Source organism: Serratia sp. AR11, assembly GCF_056376275.1.
The window spans coordinates 4,438,823-4,456,119 of sequence record NZ_CM150739.1; the positions used below are offsets into that span (position 1 = coordinate 4,438,823).

Below are 17,297 nucleotides of genomic sequence, written 5' to 3' on the forward strand. Positions count from 1 at the left end.
TAGAAATTTAAAAAATATCTGCTACTCATGTACCTGAAGTCAGGTATGCGGCAGAAAGACAACAGGATTAGTCAGGTCATTGGCGCCAGATTTGGGGTGGATTAATCGACAAGCCGCAGTGTGGCACAAGCAGATAGATCAAAATTAAACCACTATTCAATAAATCAAAACACAATTAATCAGCACAACTTAAGTTAAATTGGCGACAATTTAGGCTGGGGAGTGACTCTGAAACGCGGGGATATACTGATTTTAGCGGATAGCGCCATGCGAGAAGAATGGATAACCCAGCCCAATAGTGCAGGCCGGGTGATATTAATTTCAGTCAATCTGCGAAACCGAGTCCTTGCTGGCACGTTCACGTTCGCTGCCGGTCAACTCGCTGAGGCGCCCGTCACGCATTTGCAGCAGCCGATCGGCATGTTCGAAGTAATGATCGTCATGGCTGATGGCAAACACCGTTTTGCCCAAAGTGCGTAACTGCGGTAGCAGTTCACGATAGAATATTCGGCGAAATTGCGGATCCTGATCCGCCGCCCATTCGTCCAATAGCAAAATATCCCGCTTCTCCGCCACTGCCAGCAGCAGCGCCAGACGCTTGCGCTGCCCCTGCGACAACTGTGGATTAGTTACCCGCAGGCCGTCGAATTGCAATTTGCTTTTCATGTTCAAACGGTTAAGCCAGCTTTCCACCAGTTCGGCATCCGGCTGTTCGCCTTCAGGCCCCTGCAAATGGTGGAACGGATGAAAGTCGGTGAAAATGGCGGAGAACAAACGACGATAGTCAGACATATCGTTCGGAGTCTGTGGCACGCCATCCAGCAAGATTTGTCCACTGACCGGCTGATATAACCCGGTCAGCAACATCGCCAGCGTCGACTTCCCACTGCCGTTACCGCCTATCAGGAAGACCAGTTCACCACGTTGCAACCTCAGGTCGATCGGCCCAACGGCGAACCCCGCTTTTTGCTCCGTAGCGCCATAGTGGAACATCACATCGCGCAGCTCCAGGGTTTGCCAGGCTTTGGCCGCCACCGCAGGAAACTCGGGTTGATAATCGGCCAGTCGCAGCGCTTTGACCTTGCCGAAGGCAACTTCGGCACCGATCAGCGTCGGGAATGCCCCCACCGCCTGCAGTAACGGGGTACGCAGGAACAACAACGTCAGCGAGTAGGTTGCCGCGACGGTGGTATCGGCCCAGCCCAGGCTGTTGGCCATGTAAAACACCAAACCAATCGCCCCCAGCATCATGATATTCGACCAGTTCACCGCACTGAGATGGTAGGTATCGGCGCGGATAATGTGCTGTCGATAATCTTCGGCATCCGGCTGGTAGGCCTGCTGGTACAGCGCTTTTGCACGATCGCGGTTCAATGCCAGCTCTTTACGGCCGTCAATCGCAGACTGGTAGTGTTCGTAGAGGCGCTCTTCGGCCTCTCGCACGCTGGTCAAATGACGATACACCCGCGAGACCAGACAGCCGCTGCCAAATACCGTCACCGCGACCCAAACGGCGGTGACCGCCAGCATCTGCGGAGATAGCCAGCCCAGATAGGCTGCCGACCCCAGCGTCAGTATCACCCCTTGCACCAGCTCCGGCAGGCGAACAAAGGCAATGGTGATATTTCGTATATCACTGGCCAGGCTCGCCAACAGTGAGGCGCTGCCCAGTTGCTCTATCCGCTCGATATCGGTATCCAGGATCTGTTTCACCAGTTGGCCGCGCAGTCGGAACACAAAATGATGGCCGAGCGTGGTCAGCGCCAGCTGCGAGCCCAGCGTGACCGCCATCAGCAACGCCAGCAGCCCGAGGAACTCAGGCAATACGGCCAGCGGGTTACCCGCCACCGTCATCAGCCGCAAATTTATAAAGGCGATGATGCCTATGCCCAGCGCCGCACTGGCCATGGTCAACGCCATTACCGCCAGAAACGGCCAGCGATACTGGCGGTAAACCACCCGTAGCAACTCCATGAAGAACCCTTAGCCTGAAATCTTGAGATGGCAGGCATTGTAAGCGGCCAAAAAGTGATATCAATAACAATTCTCATATTGTCGCCAACGATTGATTCCTGAACCTGAGGATTTACACTGGCCGTTACTCCGGGACGAGGAAAACACCCACCGATGCTGCCCACACATGAATACGCCAACGACCTGATCCTGTTCGCCCTGATTGTTGACTGCGGTTCTTTCAGCAAAGCCGCTGAAACCGCCGGCATCACCAGCTCGGTGGTCAGCAAGCGCATTGGTCGCCTGGAGAAATCTCTCGGCGCACGCCTGCTGTACCGCACCACCCGCAGCCTGACGCTAACCGAAAACGGCCAAAGCCTGTACCGTCAGGCCAAAGAAATCAGCGCAAAAACTCAGGAAGCCCTGAACGTCATCAGTGAACACAGCGATGAACTGACCGGCATCATCCGCATGTCGGTGCCAACCATTTCAGGGGAATTGTTGTTAAGTGAAAGCGTGGCGGAATTTTGTGCCCTTCACCCGAACCTGAAGGTGGAAATGCGGCTGGAAAATCGCTTTGCCGATTTGGTCAACGAAGGGATAGATCTGGCTATCCGCACCGGCACCCTGCCGGATTCCAGCCTGATCGCCCGTCCGATCCTGAACTCCCGCTGGGTGATCGTTTGCTCGCCCAGCTATCTGCAACAATATTCTGAGCCGCAGTCAGCAGGCGACCTGCTCGAGCATAACTGTCTGACCTATACCTATCAGGAAAGCGGCACCGACAACTGGCTGATGAAGCAACCGGGCAGCAACAAGATTTATGAACTGCAGGTTAGTGGCAACCTGTCCGCCAATAACGCCCGGGCGATCCGCAAGGCGGTGATCGCCGGTTATGGCATTGCCATGGTGCCACGCTGCATGGTGTACGAGGATTTACAGGAAGGTAGCATGGTGGAGGTTTTGAGCGGCCACTGTGGCAAGGTATTAGGTATTTACGCGGTTTACCCTTATACCCGCAATTTACCGTTAAAAACCCGGCTGCTGATCGAACATATCATTACGTCCTATCAGAATATCAGCCACTATTTTTGAAGTGAGTCACATAATTATTTTTCGTTGGCTCGTGAGCGAGCCACGGGATTACTCCATTTTTGAATATAATCTATTGGTAATTATTGTGTAATCAATGTGACCCAGCACATTCATCACACAACAAAAAATTATATCCACTTGATTTTAAATCAAATAAAAACAAACCCAATAATCAGAAATCATCCCGCAGAGTCACTATACCGACCCACATCCCCATCCTGGAAAATTGCAGAATAGAACATCAGCCAGCGTTGTGATTAGAATGAAAATGTTGCGGTAATTAACCTTCCGGCTACATACCTCTACAAATAACAATAATAACGCTGAGGCTCTTATGTCCCTGTTTTTCAGTATTGCGCCGATCGTCCTGCTGATTTGGATGATGACCAAAAAGAACGGTGTGCCCTCTTATATCGCGCTGCCCTTAACGGCCGCTGCCGTGTATGGCGTGCAAATGTTTTGGTTCGACAGTCTGCCCCTGCTGCTGCACGCCAATATCATTACCGCACTGGTGTCGGTTTTCACCCCGATAACCATTATTGCCGGCGCGATTTTGCTGAATAAGCTGATGCAAATCAGCGGTGCGGAAAACGTGGTTCGTCGTTGGCTGGAAAATATCAGCCCCAATCCGGTTGCTCAGTTGATGATTATCGGTTGGGCATTCGCCTTTATGATTGAAGGTGCCAGCGGATTCGGCACGCCAGCCGCCATTGCCGCCCCCATTCTGGTCGGGCTAGGCTTTAACCCCCTGCGCGTTGCGCTGCTGACGCTGGTCATGAACTCGGTTCCCGTCTCATTCGGTGCCGTCGGCACGCCCACCTGGTTCGGGTTTGCCAATTTGGGGTTATCCGATGCCAGCCTGCTGGAAATTGGCCGTCAGACCGCGTTGATCCACTTTGTCGCCGGATTTGTTATCCCATTGCTGGCGCTGCGTTTTATCGTTTCCTGGCGTGAAATTCGCTATAACCTGCCGTTTATTTTACTCAGCGTCTTGAGTTGCACGGTGCCTTACCTGCTGCTGGCACAGGTTAACTATGAATTCCCGGCTCTGGTGGGCGGCGCCATTGGCCTGATGCTGTCGGTGCTGTTGGCGCGTGCCGGCATCGGCCTGACCCGCTGCGAAGGCAAAACATCTCCCCAGGCCGTGCCATTCGTTCAGGTCATCAAGGCAATGACCCCGACCCTGCTGCTGATTGCTATTCTGATAGTGACCCGTATCCACCAGTTGGGCATCAAAGCGCTGCTCAACAGCAGCGCACTGCTGTGGCAAGGGAGCCTCGGTAACGTGGGTGAGCTACGCGTCAGCAATGCCCTGATCATTGAATTGCAGCAGGTGTTCGGCACTTCTGCCGCCGCCAGCTACAAAACGCTGTATGTACCCGCACTGATCCCTTTCTTGCTGGTGGTCGTGCTGTGTATTCCCCTGTTCCGGCTGAACTGCAGGCAGGTAAAACAGATGTTCGCAGAAACCGGTGGGCGCGTGGCTAAACCCTTTATCGCCCTGTTTGGTGCGCTGGTGATGGTCAACCTGATGATGCTGGGCGGCGACAATGCGCCGGTGATCCTCATCGGCAAGGCGTTGGCGGCATTGACGGGGGAAAGCTGGCTGCTGTTCTCTTCTTTCCTTGGGGCGCTGGGTTCGTTTTTCTCCGGTTCCAATACCGTTTCCAACCTGACGTTCGGCGGCATCCAGCAGTCAATCGCCCTGAGCAGCGGGCTAAACGTCAACCTGACGCTGGCACTGCAATCCGTCGGGGGAGCGATGGGCAACATGATATGCCTGAACAATATTATCGCCGTTTGCTCAATCCTCGGGATCGGCAATGCCGAAGGCAAAATTATCAAAAAGACCGTATTGCCCATGTTGGTGTACGGGGGGATCGCCGCTGTGATGGCGCAGGCAATGATCCTCTGAGCGTAAAAGCCCATTATCGAAATAAGGTATAAATATGATCATCTCCGCTTCAACCGATTACCGGGCCGCAGCACAGGCTAAGCTCCCGCCTTTTCTGTTTCACTATATTGACGGCGGGGCCTACGCGGAACACACGCTACGACGCAACACGGAAGACCTGGCGGGCATCGCGCTACGCCAGCGCATACTGCGCAATATGTCCGACCTCAGCCTGGAAACCAACCTGTTCGGTGAAAAACTGGCGATGCCGGTGATCCTCGGCCCGGTCGGGTTAACCGGTATGTACGCCCGACGCGGTGAAGTCCAGGCAGCCAAAGCCGCCGCGCAGAAAGGCATTCCTTTTACCCTGTCGACGGTCTCTGTTTGCCCGATTGAAGAAGTGGCACCGGCAATCGATCGGCCGATGTGGTTCCAGCTGTACGTATTGAAAGACCGGGGCTTTATGCGCAATGCGCTGGAGCGCGCCAAAGCCGCCGGGGTGAAAACCCTGGTATTCACCGTCGATATGCCGGTGCCCGGTGCGCGTTACCGCGACGCCCACTCCGGCATGAGTGGCCCCAATGCCGCCGTGCGCCGCATGTTGCAGGCGGTGACCCATCCGCAGTGGGCCTGGGACGTCGGGCTGTGCGGCAAGCCGCACGATCTGGGCAACGTCTCGGCCTATCGCGGCAAACCCACCAGCCTGGAAGACTATATCGGCTGGCTGGGCGCCAACTTCGATCCCTCAATCTCCTGGAAGGATCTGGACTGGATCCGCGAGTTCTGGCAAGGCCCGATGATCATCAAAGGCATTTTGGATCCCGAAGACGCCAAAGATGCGGTGCGCTTTGGTGCCGACGGTATTGTGGTATCCAACCACGGCGGCCGCCAGCTCGACGGCGTGTTGTCCACTGCCCATGCGCTGCCGGCGATTGCCGAGGCGGTAAAAGGCGAGATTACCCTGCTGGCCGACTCCGGTATTCGCAGCGGGCTGGACGTGGTGCGCATGATTGCTCTGGGCGCCGACGGCGTGCTGCTGGGGCGCGCCTTTGCCTATGCGCTGGCCGCCGCCGGGCAGGCCGGAGTCGCCAACCTGCTCGAGCTGATCGATAAAGAAATGCGCGTTGCCATGACGCTGATCGGCGCGAAAACCATCGCGGACATCAGCGCCGACTCGCTGGTCCAGGGGCTGCGTTAATCACATCGTTCTTATAATTAGCGTTACCATTGCGCCAGCCTTGGTGGGTGGTAACGCTGGCAATTCAGCACCCGGCAGACGAAAACCCCTCGGCAAAGGCACTGCGCAGATAACGGCTGAATTCTGCCACCACTCGCGAGACCTGGGGCGCATAAGGGCGTACCACATAAAGGCTGTCAGCAAAGGCATCTATCGGCCGCCAGGCCGGTAATACCTCAATCAATCTGCCGTCTGCCAATGCCTGCTGCGCGCTAAAGTCTGGCAACAGGGCAATGCCCAAGCCTTCCGCTGCCGCATCACGTATCGACTCGCTGTTGTTGGTGGCAAACGGGCCGCTGACCGGCACCCGAATCTTTTCTGTCTTGCCCTCTGCTGCCTGTTTGGCGACAAAGCTCCAGCTCGGGGATTCACTGCTGCGGGGATAATAAAGACACTGATGCCGTTGCAGATCGGCCGGTGAAACCGGCATGCCGTGCCGTTTCACGTAGTCTGCCGAGGCCACCGCCAAGGTTTCGGTCTGGCACAGTCGCCAGGCGACATGGGTATCGGGCAGGCTGTCACTGTGACGGATCGCCATATCGAACCCTTCGCTGGTTAACGACACCAGCCGGTCGGAAACCTCAAGCTGCAACCGCACCTCCGGATTAGCACGCAGAAAGCCGGTAATACGTGGCACCAGCTGCTGGCGGGCAAATGCCACCGGGGCCGTCACCCGCACCGAACCACGCAGCGGCCCGGCCGAATCGCAAATGCCGGAGAAACTCTGCTTTATCTGCGCGAAAGGCTGGCGCAGTTCCTCCACCAGTCGCAGCCCGGCATCGGTCAGTCTGACGCTGCGCGTCGTGCGTTGCACCAGCGGCACCCCGGCCAAGGTTTCAATCTCTTTGATTTTTTGGCTCATCGCCGCTTTGCTGACATCCAGCCGCTCCGCAGCACGGGTAAAACTGCCCTGCTCGGCCAGCACGGTGAGCCAGTGCAAATGGGTCCACAGGGTTTCTATTTTTGGGTTTTTCATCGTCGACTGTTCATTTATATAAACAATGAGTTCAAGTATAGCGCTTCTTCCCACACCGCCGCTTGGCTAAGATGGGTTCTCAAAGGCGAAGATGACTCGCTGCCTCATATCGAGATTAACCCACTGACAGGATTATAAAAATGCCATTACTTATCTTTGAAGTCATTGAGGGCCGCAGCGAAGCCGAACTGAAAACCCTGCTCGATGCTGCCCACCGAGCGGTGCTCAGCGCCTTTGAGGTACCGCCGCGTGACAGGTACCAGATTGTTCATGAAAACAAGGCTCACCACATGGTGATTGAAGACACCGGCCTTAACCTGACTCGCACCCGCGATTTGGTGGTGGTACGGGTGATTACCAGCCCGCGACCCGAGCAGCAGAAACATCGTTTTTATGCCGATCTCAGCCGGGAGCTGAAGGAGAACTGTGGGATTGAAGGCAGTGACCTGATGGTGTCAATCACCACCAACAGTCAGGGCGACTGGAGTTTCGGCAACGGCGTAGCGCAGTACCTGACCGGCGATCTATAAACGATAATCCCCAGGCGCAGTAAAGCGCCCGGGGTCAACACCTTCAGGGCTGCTGTTCGTCGTTATATTGGTTTTGCCACATCGCAGCATAGCGGCCATTGGCGGCCAGCAAGGCTTCATGCCGTCCGCGCTCAACGATTTCACCGGCCTCCAGCACGATAATTTCATCGGCATCCACTACCGTCGATAAACGGTGCGCAATCACCAGCGTGGTGTGGTCACGGCTCACTTCACGTAAGTGCGACTGGATTTCGCGTTCGGTCTGGGTATCCAGCGCGCTGGTGGCTTCGTCGAAAACCAGGATCGCCGGATTTTTCAGAATGGTACGAGCAATCGCCACCCGTTGCTTTTCACCGCCGGACAGCTTAAGTCCACGCTCCCCCACCCGGGTTTGATAGCCGTCGGGCAGGCTGACGATAAACTCATGTATATGCGCCAACCTGGCGGCCCGCTCGATCTCGTCCTGGCTCGAGCCGGTTTTACCGTAGCCAATGTTGTAGCCCAGCGTATCGTTAAACAATACGGTGTCCTGCGGCACGATGCCGATCGCCGCACGCAGGCTGGCCTGTTTCAGGCTGCGGATATCCTGGCCGTCAATCGAGACCGAGCCACCGCTCACGTCATAGAAACGAAACAGCAACCGGGACAGCGTGGACTTGCCCGCCCCCGAGGCTCCGACCACCGCGACCGTGTTACCGGCCGTAATAGTGAAGCTGACGTTTTTCAGGATCGGCCGACGCGCATCATAGCCAAAGCTGACCGAGTCAAAACTCACCTCGCCAGCAGCCAGGTGCAGCGCCTTCGCATCCGGCCGATCGACGATTTCCTGCTCTTCCTGCAACAAATCGAACATGTTTTCCATATCGATCAGCGCCTGCCGGACCTCGGCATAAATAAAACCGAAGAAATTCAGCGGCTGATAGAGTTGCAGCAGATAGGCATTCACCAATACAAAGTCACCAATCGTCATGCGCCCTTGCACAATGCCCTGCGCCGCCATCGCCATCATCACGATCAGGCCGATGGAAATAATGGCAGTTTGCCCGAGGTTCAGAGCGGTAAAACTGAACTGGTTCTTGATGGCGGCATATTCATACAACCGGCGCGACATATTAAAACGCTCGGCCTCGAAGTCTTCGTTACCGAAGTATTTTACCGTCTCATAATTGAGCAGGCTGTCGATAGATTTGGTATTGGCATCGGCATTCGCCTGATTAAGCTCGCGCCGAAAGCGGCTACGCCAACTGACCGCCATCACGGTAAACAGGATATAGCAGCCGACCGTCAGCAAAATGGCCAGTGCAAACCAACCGTTTAACAGATGCCACATGATCACCGCGACCAGGGTGATCTCGAACAAAATGGGGAAAATGGAGAACAGCAGCCGCGAAAGCACCGTTGCCACCGCCTGAGTACCGCGTTCGATCGATAACGATAGCCCGCCGGTTTGGCGCTCCAGGTGAAAGCGCAGGCTCAGCGCGTGCAACTGTCTGAAAACCCGCAGCCCCAGTAATCGGGTGGCATTCTGGCTGACATGTACAAACATCACGTTGCGCAGCTCTTCAAATAACGCCCCACCGATACGGGCGACGCCATAGGCCAAAATCAATCCTATGGGGATGGCCAGCATTTTGGCGGTTTCGCCGCTCAGGGCGTCGATCATCGCTTTGTATGCCAGCGGCACCAGCGTGATACTGACCTTGGAAATCACCATGAAAGCAAAGGCAATAACCAGGTAATAACGCAGTTTAGGGTTATCTTTAGGCCAAAGATAAGGCAGCAGAAATTTCAGTAAGCGGGAAGGAGCCATCATCGGATATCTATTATCTCGGTCAGCATAGCGGCATCGGTTTTATCTCTATTCTGGCACGTATGCCATGAAAAACCTTATGTAATCCACCTGCGAGGCTCTTTTTGGTACCGGAGGAAAAACACCGCAGCCATGCATCATCCTCAAGGCAGCGTGTTCCACTATACTCAGTGGTGAACAGTACAGGACATTCAAAACAAGGGAGTTACATCATGTTAAATATGAATCATCTTCATTCGTTGAACATCGACGAACAGAGCCTAAAGAAACAACGCACCCCGCTGTTAATCATCTCGCTACTGCTGTTACTGGGCGGCCTTTTCTGCCTGTTCAGCCCCTTCGCCTCCGGCGCGGCGATCAGTATGGTCGTGGGGATTTTCTTGTTGCTGAGTGGATTCGGTCTGATTTTCGCCATGGTTGCCAACCGGTTGCAAAATACCTGGCCGATGATCGGCGGCATTCTACTCGGGGTGGCTTACCTGATTATCGGCTACGTTTTTATCACCAACCCGGCGGTGGGCATTTTCGCCATGGCAATTTATCTCGCCGCCTTGTTTGCGCTGGGTGGGATTGCTCGTCTGATCGCCGGCTATAAGCTGCGTGAAGTTAAAGGAAGCTGGTTGCAATTGGTGATTGGCGTTCTGGATTTGGCGATTGCCTGGCTGCTGCTGAGCGCCGATCCCGTGACGTCGGTGGTGTTAGTGACCACCATTGTCGGCATTGAAATGCTGTTCAGCTCTTTCAGCCTGTTCCAGGTTGCCCGACTCCTGAAACGGACATGATCCCGCAGCGGAGCCACCCGGCTCCGCTTTTTGGTTGCCAAACCGCCTGATGACATCGGGACATCAACGACAAACAGCCCGACTAAGAGTAAAGTTTCACCCAATACAGGTTCAACTATCCCCCTGACGAAAGATTGAAGTGAGATGATAACGCTATGGAATTCAAGGACTACTATGCCATTTTAGGGGTTAAGCCGGCGGACGATCTCAAGGCAATCAAAACTGCCTATCGCCGACTGGCACGAAAATATCACCCCGACGTCAGCACCGAATCGAATGCCGAGGAACAGTTCAAACTGGTCGCCGAAGCCTATGAAGTGCTGAAAGACGACGAACGCCGCGCCGAATATGATCAACTGCGAGAGCACCGCAACGATCCCAATTTTGGCCGCCAGACGCAGCATGGCAGTGCTCATAACGCCGAAGATTTTTCCGATATTTTCTCCTCCATGTTCGGCGAACATGCCCGTGGCCAACAACATCGTCAACGACGTCAGGGCATGCGTGGCCAGGATGTTGAAATGGAAGTGGCTATCTTCCTGGAAGAAACCCAGGCCGAGCAAACCCGTACCATTCGCTATAGCCTGCCGGTATATAACGCTTTCGGCATGGTGGAGCAGGAAATTCCTAAAACCCTTAATGTGAAAATCCCCGCCGGCGTTGGCGATGGCGAACGCATTCGTCTTAAGGGCCAGGGCGGACCAGGAACTGACGGTGGCGCCAGCGGCGATCTCTATCTGATCATCCGCATTGCTCCGCATCCATTGTTCGACATCGTCGGTCATAATCTGGAGATCGTGCTGCCAGTCGCCCCGTGGGAAGCCGCACTCGGCGCCAAAGTACCGGTACCCACACTGAAAGACAGTATCCTGTTGACCATTCCTGCCGGTAGCCAAACCGGGCAGCGCTTGCGCATCAAGGGAAAAGGCCTGGTCGGCAAAAAAGAAACCGGGGATTTGTATGCCGTGATCAAGGTCATGATGCCACCGAAGCCGGACGAAAAAAGCGCCGCGCTGTGGCAACAGTTGGCAGAAGCCCAGCAGAGCTTCGATCCGCGCAAAGACTGGAGTAAGCAAAATGGCTAACGTAACAGTAACTTTCACCATTACCGAGTTTTGCCTGCATACCGGCGTTTCACAGGATGAGCTAACGGAAATTGTCGGGCTGGGTGTGATTCAACCGCGCGATCCCGAGACTGAAGACTGGATCTTTGACGATCGTGCATTAATCACCTTCCATCGCGCTGAGCAGTTGCATCGCGAGCTGGCTCTGGATTGGCCCGGAATTGCGGTAACGCTGACGCTGCTGGAAGAAATTGAGCATTTACGTAAAGAGAACAGTCAATTGCATCAACGGCTGGCCCGCTTTATCGCTAAGCCCTGATAGCATCAAAACCAGCCCGTTGCTTCTGCAGCGGGCTATGTCAGACACTGCCATTCTCTGCTGTTCCACTATAATTTTGTTTTCATTAATTAATTAAAAAATAAGTTTTACCCTACCGCCACTGTACGAATTTCAAGCATAATAAACCTCCTAAAACTCAAGATTTGAGGCTGAAAAATAAGCGTTCCATGATGCTTAGTCGATGATTATTATGAATACTGTTAATAAAGACATGTCATTAAAAACATGTTATTAAAAACAGTATTGACACCCCTTAAAAAACCAGTAGATTAGTAATCATCAACAGCGTAATAATAGCTTGTTGATAAAGGTAAAAGTATTGAAGTTTAGTTATTACAGTTATTTTTGCGATAAAGGCCACGAAGTATTTTTTGTATGGGCATCAGTATCGAGATAAGCAACATTCTCTATTGATGACGCTTTCAGGCCATGTAGTCAGTACCTACAATCGCAGGGTGTGTACCAACACGCGATGATGTAAGGCCATGTTCTAATTGTTTTTTGTTTGCGATTCTTCAGTTTAGTGCAACAGATCGCAATAGAAGTGAGGCCACGCATCAAAGAGTCTATATCGCGAGGGGAGATGTACCTGGTTAAGCCATCAATCTTTGAATATCTATTAGGATTGATGATAAACGTAAACTGGTAAATATAGGGGAGGTTTTAGTTCGCCCAATATTATCTGTGATAAACATGTACATTTAATGGTAGTACCTTAGCAGTAAGAAATCAGTAAGTTCATTAATGTTAAATTTGAAGTCGATAGTACCTTAAAAGCCCTGGCAACCATTGTCAGGGCTTTTATCTTTTATGCATCAGCCACATGACGATAAAAGATGCCTGCCACACAGCCTGAGTCCTGTCATTATCCCTCATGCGGCACCAAGGAAATATTGGCCTGCCAATGACATTAAGGAAATTAATCCTTGCTTAATAAATCAAACCAAGCCTACTATGGCGGCATCGGTTTGGAACACAGACCTTATGAAAGCAGTTTTAGTAAAGCAGTTCTCAGTTCAAGCGTTATCTCTAGATACCCTTCTTCATGAGCCTCCTCCTAAGTGCCCCATAAGTAAAAATCTGCAAAACAGGCCATGTTCGCCACGTTGAGTGGCTCAAAAAATGAAAAGGATATATCTATGTCTAACAAAATGACTGGTTTAGTAAAATGGTTTAACGCTGACAAAGGCTTCGGCTTTATCACTCCACAAGATGGCAGCAAAGATGTCTTCGTACATTTCTCCGCCATCCAGAGCAGCGATTTTAAAACCCTGGATGAAGGTCAGAAAGTAGAGTTCTCGATTGAGAACGGCGCTAAAGGCCCATCTGCTGTTAATGTTATCGCGCTTTAATCGCCGATAACCTCACGAAGACTTACGATAGCGATGAAGGCACCAGCCTGAGCAGTTAAGCATTAGTGATAAAAAACCCGCGTTGAGCGGGTTTTTTGCATTTCACATCTAAGAAAAATAGTGACTCATCAACAAACAGTATTATCCAGCGCTACGCCCCCCGTTATAAGAACCCGTAGGCCGCGGCCAGCACCCAACCCATCACGCAGGATACGGAAACCCCGATCAAACCCACCATGATGAAACTGTGGTTGATGACGAACCGTCCGATGTTGGTTGTCCCGGAGCGATCGAACTGAATAGCCGCCAAATCGCTTGGGTAGGTGGGTAAAATATAGTAGCCATAGCAGGCGGGGGCAGAAGCTACGATATAGGCCGGATCAACACCGATAGCCAATGCGACAGGGACGATGGCTGCAAGTGCAGCGGCCTGGGAGTTAACAAACTTGGAAACCAGCAGCAAAATGATAGCGTAAGCCCAGGGATACTCTTTAACCAGGGTTCCCAGTACGGACTTTATCTCTTCCAAATGCGCACCAAACATGGTTTCGGCCATCCAGGCAATACCGTAAACCGCCACTATGGCAATCATGCCTGAACGGAAAACCTCGTTTTTTGAGATATTGGCCGGGTTCGTTTTGGTCGCGATAATAATTACTGCACCTGCACACAGCATAAACATCTGGATGACCAATACCATGGAAAGTGGTTTCCCATTAATTAATGGCCGTAGTTCAGAAAAAGCGCCCAATAGCGCAACAATAGCTATGGTAGCCAGAAAAATCCACATAGCCACCCAGTTGCTGGTGGGCAATTTCTTATCCAGTAACGTTGCCGTTTCGCCATAAACGTATTTATAGTTTTCTGGGTCTGAAATGAAGCTTTGGAACTTTTCATCCTTATCCAGATCCTTACCCCGGAACCAACTGAATATACCAATAGCCAGAATGCCGCACAGGGTCGAGGGAATAGTAATGGCCAGCAGATCGAGAAACTCGAGGTGCTTGCCATTGAAGGTAAAATTACCCAACATGGCGACCAGCGACACCACAGCGACGGATACCGGGCTGGCTATAATACCCATCTGTGCCCCGATAGAACTGGCTGCCATCGGCCTTTCCGGGCGAATGTTATTCTTGATTGCCACATCATAAATAATCGGCAAAATGGTGTATACCACATGCCCGGTACCGCAAAGAATGGTCAGGATGCAGGTCACAAAGGGAGCGACGATGGAGACATATTTAGGATTGCGGCGCAGCATACGCTCGGCAATCTGCAGCATCACGTCGAGCCCACCGGATGCCTGCAGCGTCGCCGATGCGGCCACTACGGCGATGATAACCAGCATGACATCCACCGGCGGTTTTCCGGGCGGTAAATGAAAAACGAAAACCAGGATGATTAATCCAATACCGCCGAGCAGCCCCAGTGCAATCCCACCTTTTCTGGCTCCATAAAATAGACAGATCAGTATGACAATAAGTTGAATGGTAAATAACATGCTAACCTCATTATTATTGTTAAGAAGGTTAATAGTTAACTTATTTTCATTTTCATTGAGGGATAGCGATCACAAACATATGGTTTTTTAAGTTAAAAAAACACCAGAGGAAATAACTTGAACTCAGCTTGTTTAAATAAAGTTATTATTGTTTTTGTTTTGTAAAAAAATGGAAATTGATTATCATCAACTTCGGTAAATAAATATAGCTATAAATTTCCCTTAAGACTGCCGACAATGCCGGCAGTCTTAATTAAACGTCGGGGCAATGTTGTTTCAGCCATCCCCGAACATCCGTCACCACAATACCCTGCCGAGCATTGTAGGTTTTCGCTTTATCCCAGGAGACACCATCAGCACGGGCAAACGCCAGTCGGTAGGCCGCGGTGAGACTTTCAGGTGACTCAGCCACAGCATCCTGCAAAGCCTGATGATCCTCGACCACCAGCGTATAAGCACATCGGTCATGCTCACCAAGCAGTTCAGCCAACTGACGGTAAGTCATGCTGTCCCCTGCGATATAAATAATATCATTGTCGATCCGTGGCCGCTGGAAGAAAATCTTCGCCGTCAGTCGACCAATATCTTCGGGCGTGGTCAGGGTGACCGAATAGTCAGCACTACCCGGTGCATTAACCCTGTGGAGCTCCCGCTCAACCACCCCAAAGCCGGGGTCGAAAAGATAGCTGGTGAACATTCCGGTCGATACGATGACCCAATTTGTCCCCTGCTGCGCACGTAACAGACTCCGCACGGCAAGCTGTTCATCCCATACCGGTTGACCGCTTCCCATGCCGATACGATCGTAATCGACGCCAAACTGCCAAGGGAAATAACGGGCCACCCCGGCTAACAGAACCGCACGAGTAATTTTAAGCTGTGTTCCTTTACCGCCGACAAATCCACTACAGTTTATGACGGCGTCATACTTGGCAAAAACCGTTGCCAGTTCTTGTTCCGATTGCAGGCTAAAATCGGCGGTAACGATATTAATCCCCCATGCTTCGAGCTGCCTTTGACGCAACAGGTTTTCCTGCGAGGTATTGCCCAGTGATAAAGGCCGCAGCAGTACCGTCAGTTCGACATCAGGCCGCCGTTCCTTCTCCCTCACAAATCCCTTCAACATGGCCATGCCAAGTTCACCGGCTCCCAGAATCAGAATATTAGATATTTGACGACTATTTGAGATGCTCATACTCTCTCCTGCTGTATTGGTCGCCATATCCTGTCAGCCTGATAGCAGGGGAGCAATCAGGCACACCGTTGATACTGTGAGGATGAAATGAAACTCAACGACGAACAAAAAACAAAATTTGCCGCGATATGCAGTGCGCTCAGCGATGAAGATGATGGCTTAAAACGTGAAGTATTGGCGCATACCGGCAACCGTTGGTCTCTGAGTATCATCTATACGCTGGGCACCCATGGGCCTTTACGTCATGCGGAACTGGGCCGGGCGCTATCCGGTGTAACACAACGCATGCTGACAAGAACACTGCGCCATTTGGAGCGTGACGGATTGATTACTCGTCACGACTACCAACAAAAATACCCGCATCCTCACGTTGAATATCAATTAACCCCAATTGGCGAAGGCGTGCTGATTAATATGCTGCCAATGTGGGAATGGATCCTGTCAAACATGGCTGAGATCCGGGATTCCCGTAGCAAATTTATGGCGGGAGCTATGGATGTTCAAGGTGAAAACACAGCGCTATAATTAGGACTTACACCTAAAAACCTCCAAATGGTTTTGGATCCTGCTGATCGCCATCATCGGTGCTCTGGTCGCCATTTCGTGAAGCGCAGCTTCCCGGTCAATGAGAAGAAATAAAATCTGAAGGGGTCACTGGCGCAGGCAACGAAAAGTTGTGCCTCATACGCTCAACTTCATTAAGCGGCGTTAGTCCGAACAGACGTTTAAACTCACGACTAAACTGAGAAACGCTTTCATACCCCACCCGCACGCAGGCGGCTGAAGCGGAGAGATTATTTCGCAGCATCAGCAATCTGGCCTGATGCAGTCGCGTAGACTTAAGATATTGTATCGGCGTGGTATTGGTCACGGTTTTGAAATGGCTATGGAATGTTGGCAGGCTCATACCCGCCTCTTTCGCCAGCGCATTCACATCCAGATGCGAGTCATATTCAGCGTGCAATTTTCGCAGCGCTTTCGCCACTTTGCCAAACTGCCCTTGGGTGGTCAGCGCATTTCGCAACATCTGCCCCTGCGCCCCGGTCATTACGCGGTAATAAATTTCCCGCATCATCGCCGGCCCCAATATCTCGGCATCCAGTGGTGAAGCCATGACCTGTAAAAAACGTAAAACCGAACGGCTTATTGCGTCATCCATCGGACTCGAGACCATACTTCGTGGCGGCTCGCTGAGCACCGGAGCGCGATCGTCGAGTTGCAACATCAACTGAGCGGCCAAACTGAAATCCAACCGCATGTAAATCGCCAGCATCGGCTCGGAAGCACTGGCATCAGTTTCCATGGTAAAGGGCACCGGAACCGAGACCATCAGATAATGCTGCGCATCATACAAATAGACATCGTTCCCCAAAAATCCGCGTTTTCGCCCCTGCACCACAATGACGATCCCCGGTTCATATAAAACCGGCGTGCGCATCAGCGGACGGTTGGATCGTAAAAAGCGCACGTCCGCCAGGGCCGTTAGGTTGTAGCCTTCACGCGGTGTCAACCGATCCAAAAGCTCAATCATTTGGTCCGTAACCGTTGGCATGAAGAAGGTCATA

15 protein-coding genes are annotated in these 17,297 nt (G+C 52.4%); 9 read left to right on the plus strand and 6 right to left on the minus strand.

Annotation, left to right across the window (positions count from 1 at the left end; translation table 11 throughout):
* Window positions 1–321: 321 nt before the first annotated feature.
* On the minus strand, window positions 322–1,974 hold the full coding sequence (locus tag ACSOSI_RS20960) for a multidrug ABC transporter permease/ATP-binding protein (RefSeq protein WP_476706078.1): 1,653 nt from the start codon (window positions 1,972–1,974) through the stop codon (window positions 322–324).
* A 153-nt stretch (window positions 1,975–2,127) separates the two neighbouring features.
* Between ACSOSI_RS20960 and ACSOSI_RS20965 the strand changes: the two genes are divergently transcribed.
* From ACSOSI_RS20965 to lldD, 3 genes are all read left to right on the plus strand, one after another.
* Window positions 2,128–3,048 (plus strand): LysR family transcriptional regulator, encoded by a 921-nt coding sequence (locus ACSOSI_RS20965; RefSeq protein WP_218217311.1) that lies wholly within the window; start codon window positions 2,128–2,130, stop codon window positions 3,046–3,048.
* 334 nt (window positions 3,049–3,382) lie between these two features.
* On the plus strand, window positions 3,383–4,963 hold the full coding sequence (locus ACSOSI_RS20970; RefSeq protein ID WP_017893840.1) for an L-lactate permease: 1,581 nt from the start codon (window positions 3,383–3,385) through the stop codon (window positions 4,961–4,963).
* 34 nt (window positions 4,964–4,997) lie between these two features.
* Window positions 4,998–6,140, plus strand: coding sequence for an FMN-dependent L-lactate dehydrogenase LldD (gene lldD / locus ACSOSI_RS20975; RefSeq protein ID WP_476706079.1), 1,143 nt, complete (start codon window positions 4,998–5,000; stop codon window positions 6,138–6,140).
* Between the two features lie 64 nt (window positions 6,141–6,204).
* On the opposite strand, the gene ACSOSI_RS20980 is transcribed toward lldD, so the two are convergent.
* Window positions 6,205–7,155 (minus strand): LysR family transcriptional regulator, encoded by a 951-nt coding sequence (locus ACSOSI_RS20980; RefSeq protein ID WP_476706080.1) that lies wholly within the window; start codon window positions 7,153–7,155, stop codon window positions 6,205–6,207.
* 140 nt (window positions 7,156–7,295) lie between these two features.
* On the opposite strand from ACSOSI_RS20980, the gene ACSOSI_RS20985 reads away from it, so the two are divergent.
* The gene (locus ACSOSI_RS20985; protein WP_476706081.1) at window positions 7,296–7,685 is read left to right on the plus strand and encodes a tautomerase family protein; all 390 of its coding nucleotides are present in this window, start codon (window positions 7,296–7,298) and stop codon (window positions 7,683–7,685) included.
* Window positions 7,686–7,728: 43 nt separating this feature from the next.
* Here the strand turns inward: ACSOSI_RS20985 and ACSOSI_RS20990 are convergent, their stop codons facing one another.
* Window positions 7,729–9,495: an ABCB family ABC transporter ATP-binding protein/permease gene (locus ACSOSI_RS20990; RefSeq protein WP_261137690.1), complete on the minus strand. Its 1,767-nt coding sequence runs from the start codon at window positions 9,493–9,495 to the stop codon at window positions 7,729–7,731.
* Window positions 9,496–9,707: 212 nt separating this feature from the next.
* Here ACSOSI_RS20990 and ACSOSI_RS20995 point away from each other — a divergent pair, with 212 nt between their 5' ends.
* The 4 genes from ACSOSI_RS20995 to cspE all read left to right on the plus strand — a co-directional run bounded on the left by ACSOSI_RS20995 (window position 9,708) and on the right by cspE (window position 13,033).
* Window positions 9,708–10,277 (plus strand): HdeD family acid-resistance protein, encoded by a 570-nt coding sequence (locus tag ACSOSI_RS20995; protein ID WP_017893844.1) that lies wholly within the window; start codon window positions 9,708–9,710, stop codon window positions 10,275–10,277.
* Between the two features lie 155 nt (window positions 10,278–10,432).
* Window positions 10,433–11,362 carry a curved DNA-binding protein gene (gene cbpA / locus ACSOSI_RS21000; protein ID WP_012146563.1) on the plus strand — a complete coding sequence of 310 codons (930 nt, stop codon included), beginning with the start codon at window positions 10,433–10,435 and terminating at the stop codon, window positions 11,360–11,362.
* A complete protein-coding gene (gene cbpM, locus ACSOSI_RS21005; protein ID WP_012146564.1) occupies window positions 11,355–11,660 on the plus strand; it encodes a chaperone modulator CbpM in 306 nt (101 codons plus the stop codon). Before cbpA ends, cbpM begins: the two co-directional genes overlap by 8 nt.
* A 1,160-nt stretch (window positions 11,661–12,820) precedes the next feature.
* On the plus strand, window positions 12,821–13,033 hold the full coding sequence (gene cspE, locus ACSOSI_RS21010) for a transcription antiterminator/RNA stability regulator CspE (RefSeq protein ID WP_012146565.1): 213 nt from the start codon (window positions 12,821–12,823) through the stop codon (window positions 13,031–13,033).
* Window positions 13,034–13,196: 163 nt separating this feature from the next.
* On the opposite strand, the gene ACSOSI_RS21015 is transcribed toward cspE, so the two are convergent.
* Window positions 13,197–14,537 (minus strand): anaerobic C4-dicarboxylate transporter, encoded by a 1,341-nt coding sequence (locus tag ACSOSI_RS21015; RefSeq protein WP_112363205.1) that lies wholly within the window; start codon window positions 14,535–14,537, stop codon window positions 13,197–13,199.
* Window positions 14,538–14,790: 253 nt separating this feature from the next.
* Entirely contained in the window at window positions 14,791–15,732 is a 942-nt protein-coding gene (locus ACSOSI_RS21020; protein WP_476706082.1) for an aromatic alcohol reductase, read from the minus strand.
* Between the two features lie 87 nt (window positions 15,733–15,819).
* Here ACSOSI_RS21020 and ACSOSI_RS21025 point away from each other — a divergent pair, with 87 nt between their 5' ends.
* Window positions 15,820–16,257 carry a winged helix-turn-helix transcriptional regulator gene (locus ACSOSI_RS21025; protein ID WP_476706083.1) on the plus strand — a complete coding sequence of 146 codons (438 nt, stop codon included), beginning with the start codon at window positions 15,820–15,822 and terminating at the stop codon, window positions 16,255–16,257.
* A 97-nt stretch (window positions 16,258–16,354) separates the two neighbouring features.
* Here the strand turns inward: ACSOSI_RS21025 and ACSOSI_RS21030 are convergent, their stop codons facing one another.
* On the minus strand, window positions 16,355–17,296 hold the full coding sequence (locus tag ACSOSI_RS21030; protein ID WP_218217314.1) for an AraC family transcriptional regulator: 942 nt from the start codon (window positions 17,294–17,296) through the stop codon (window positions 16,355–16,357).
* Window position 17,297 lies beyond the last annotated feature (1 nt).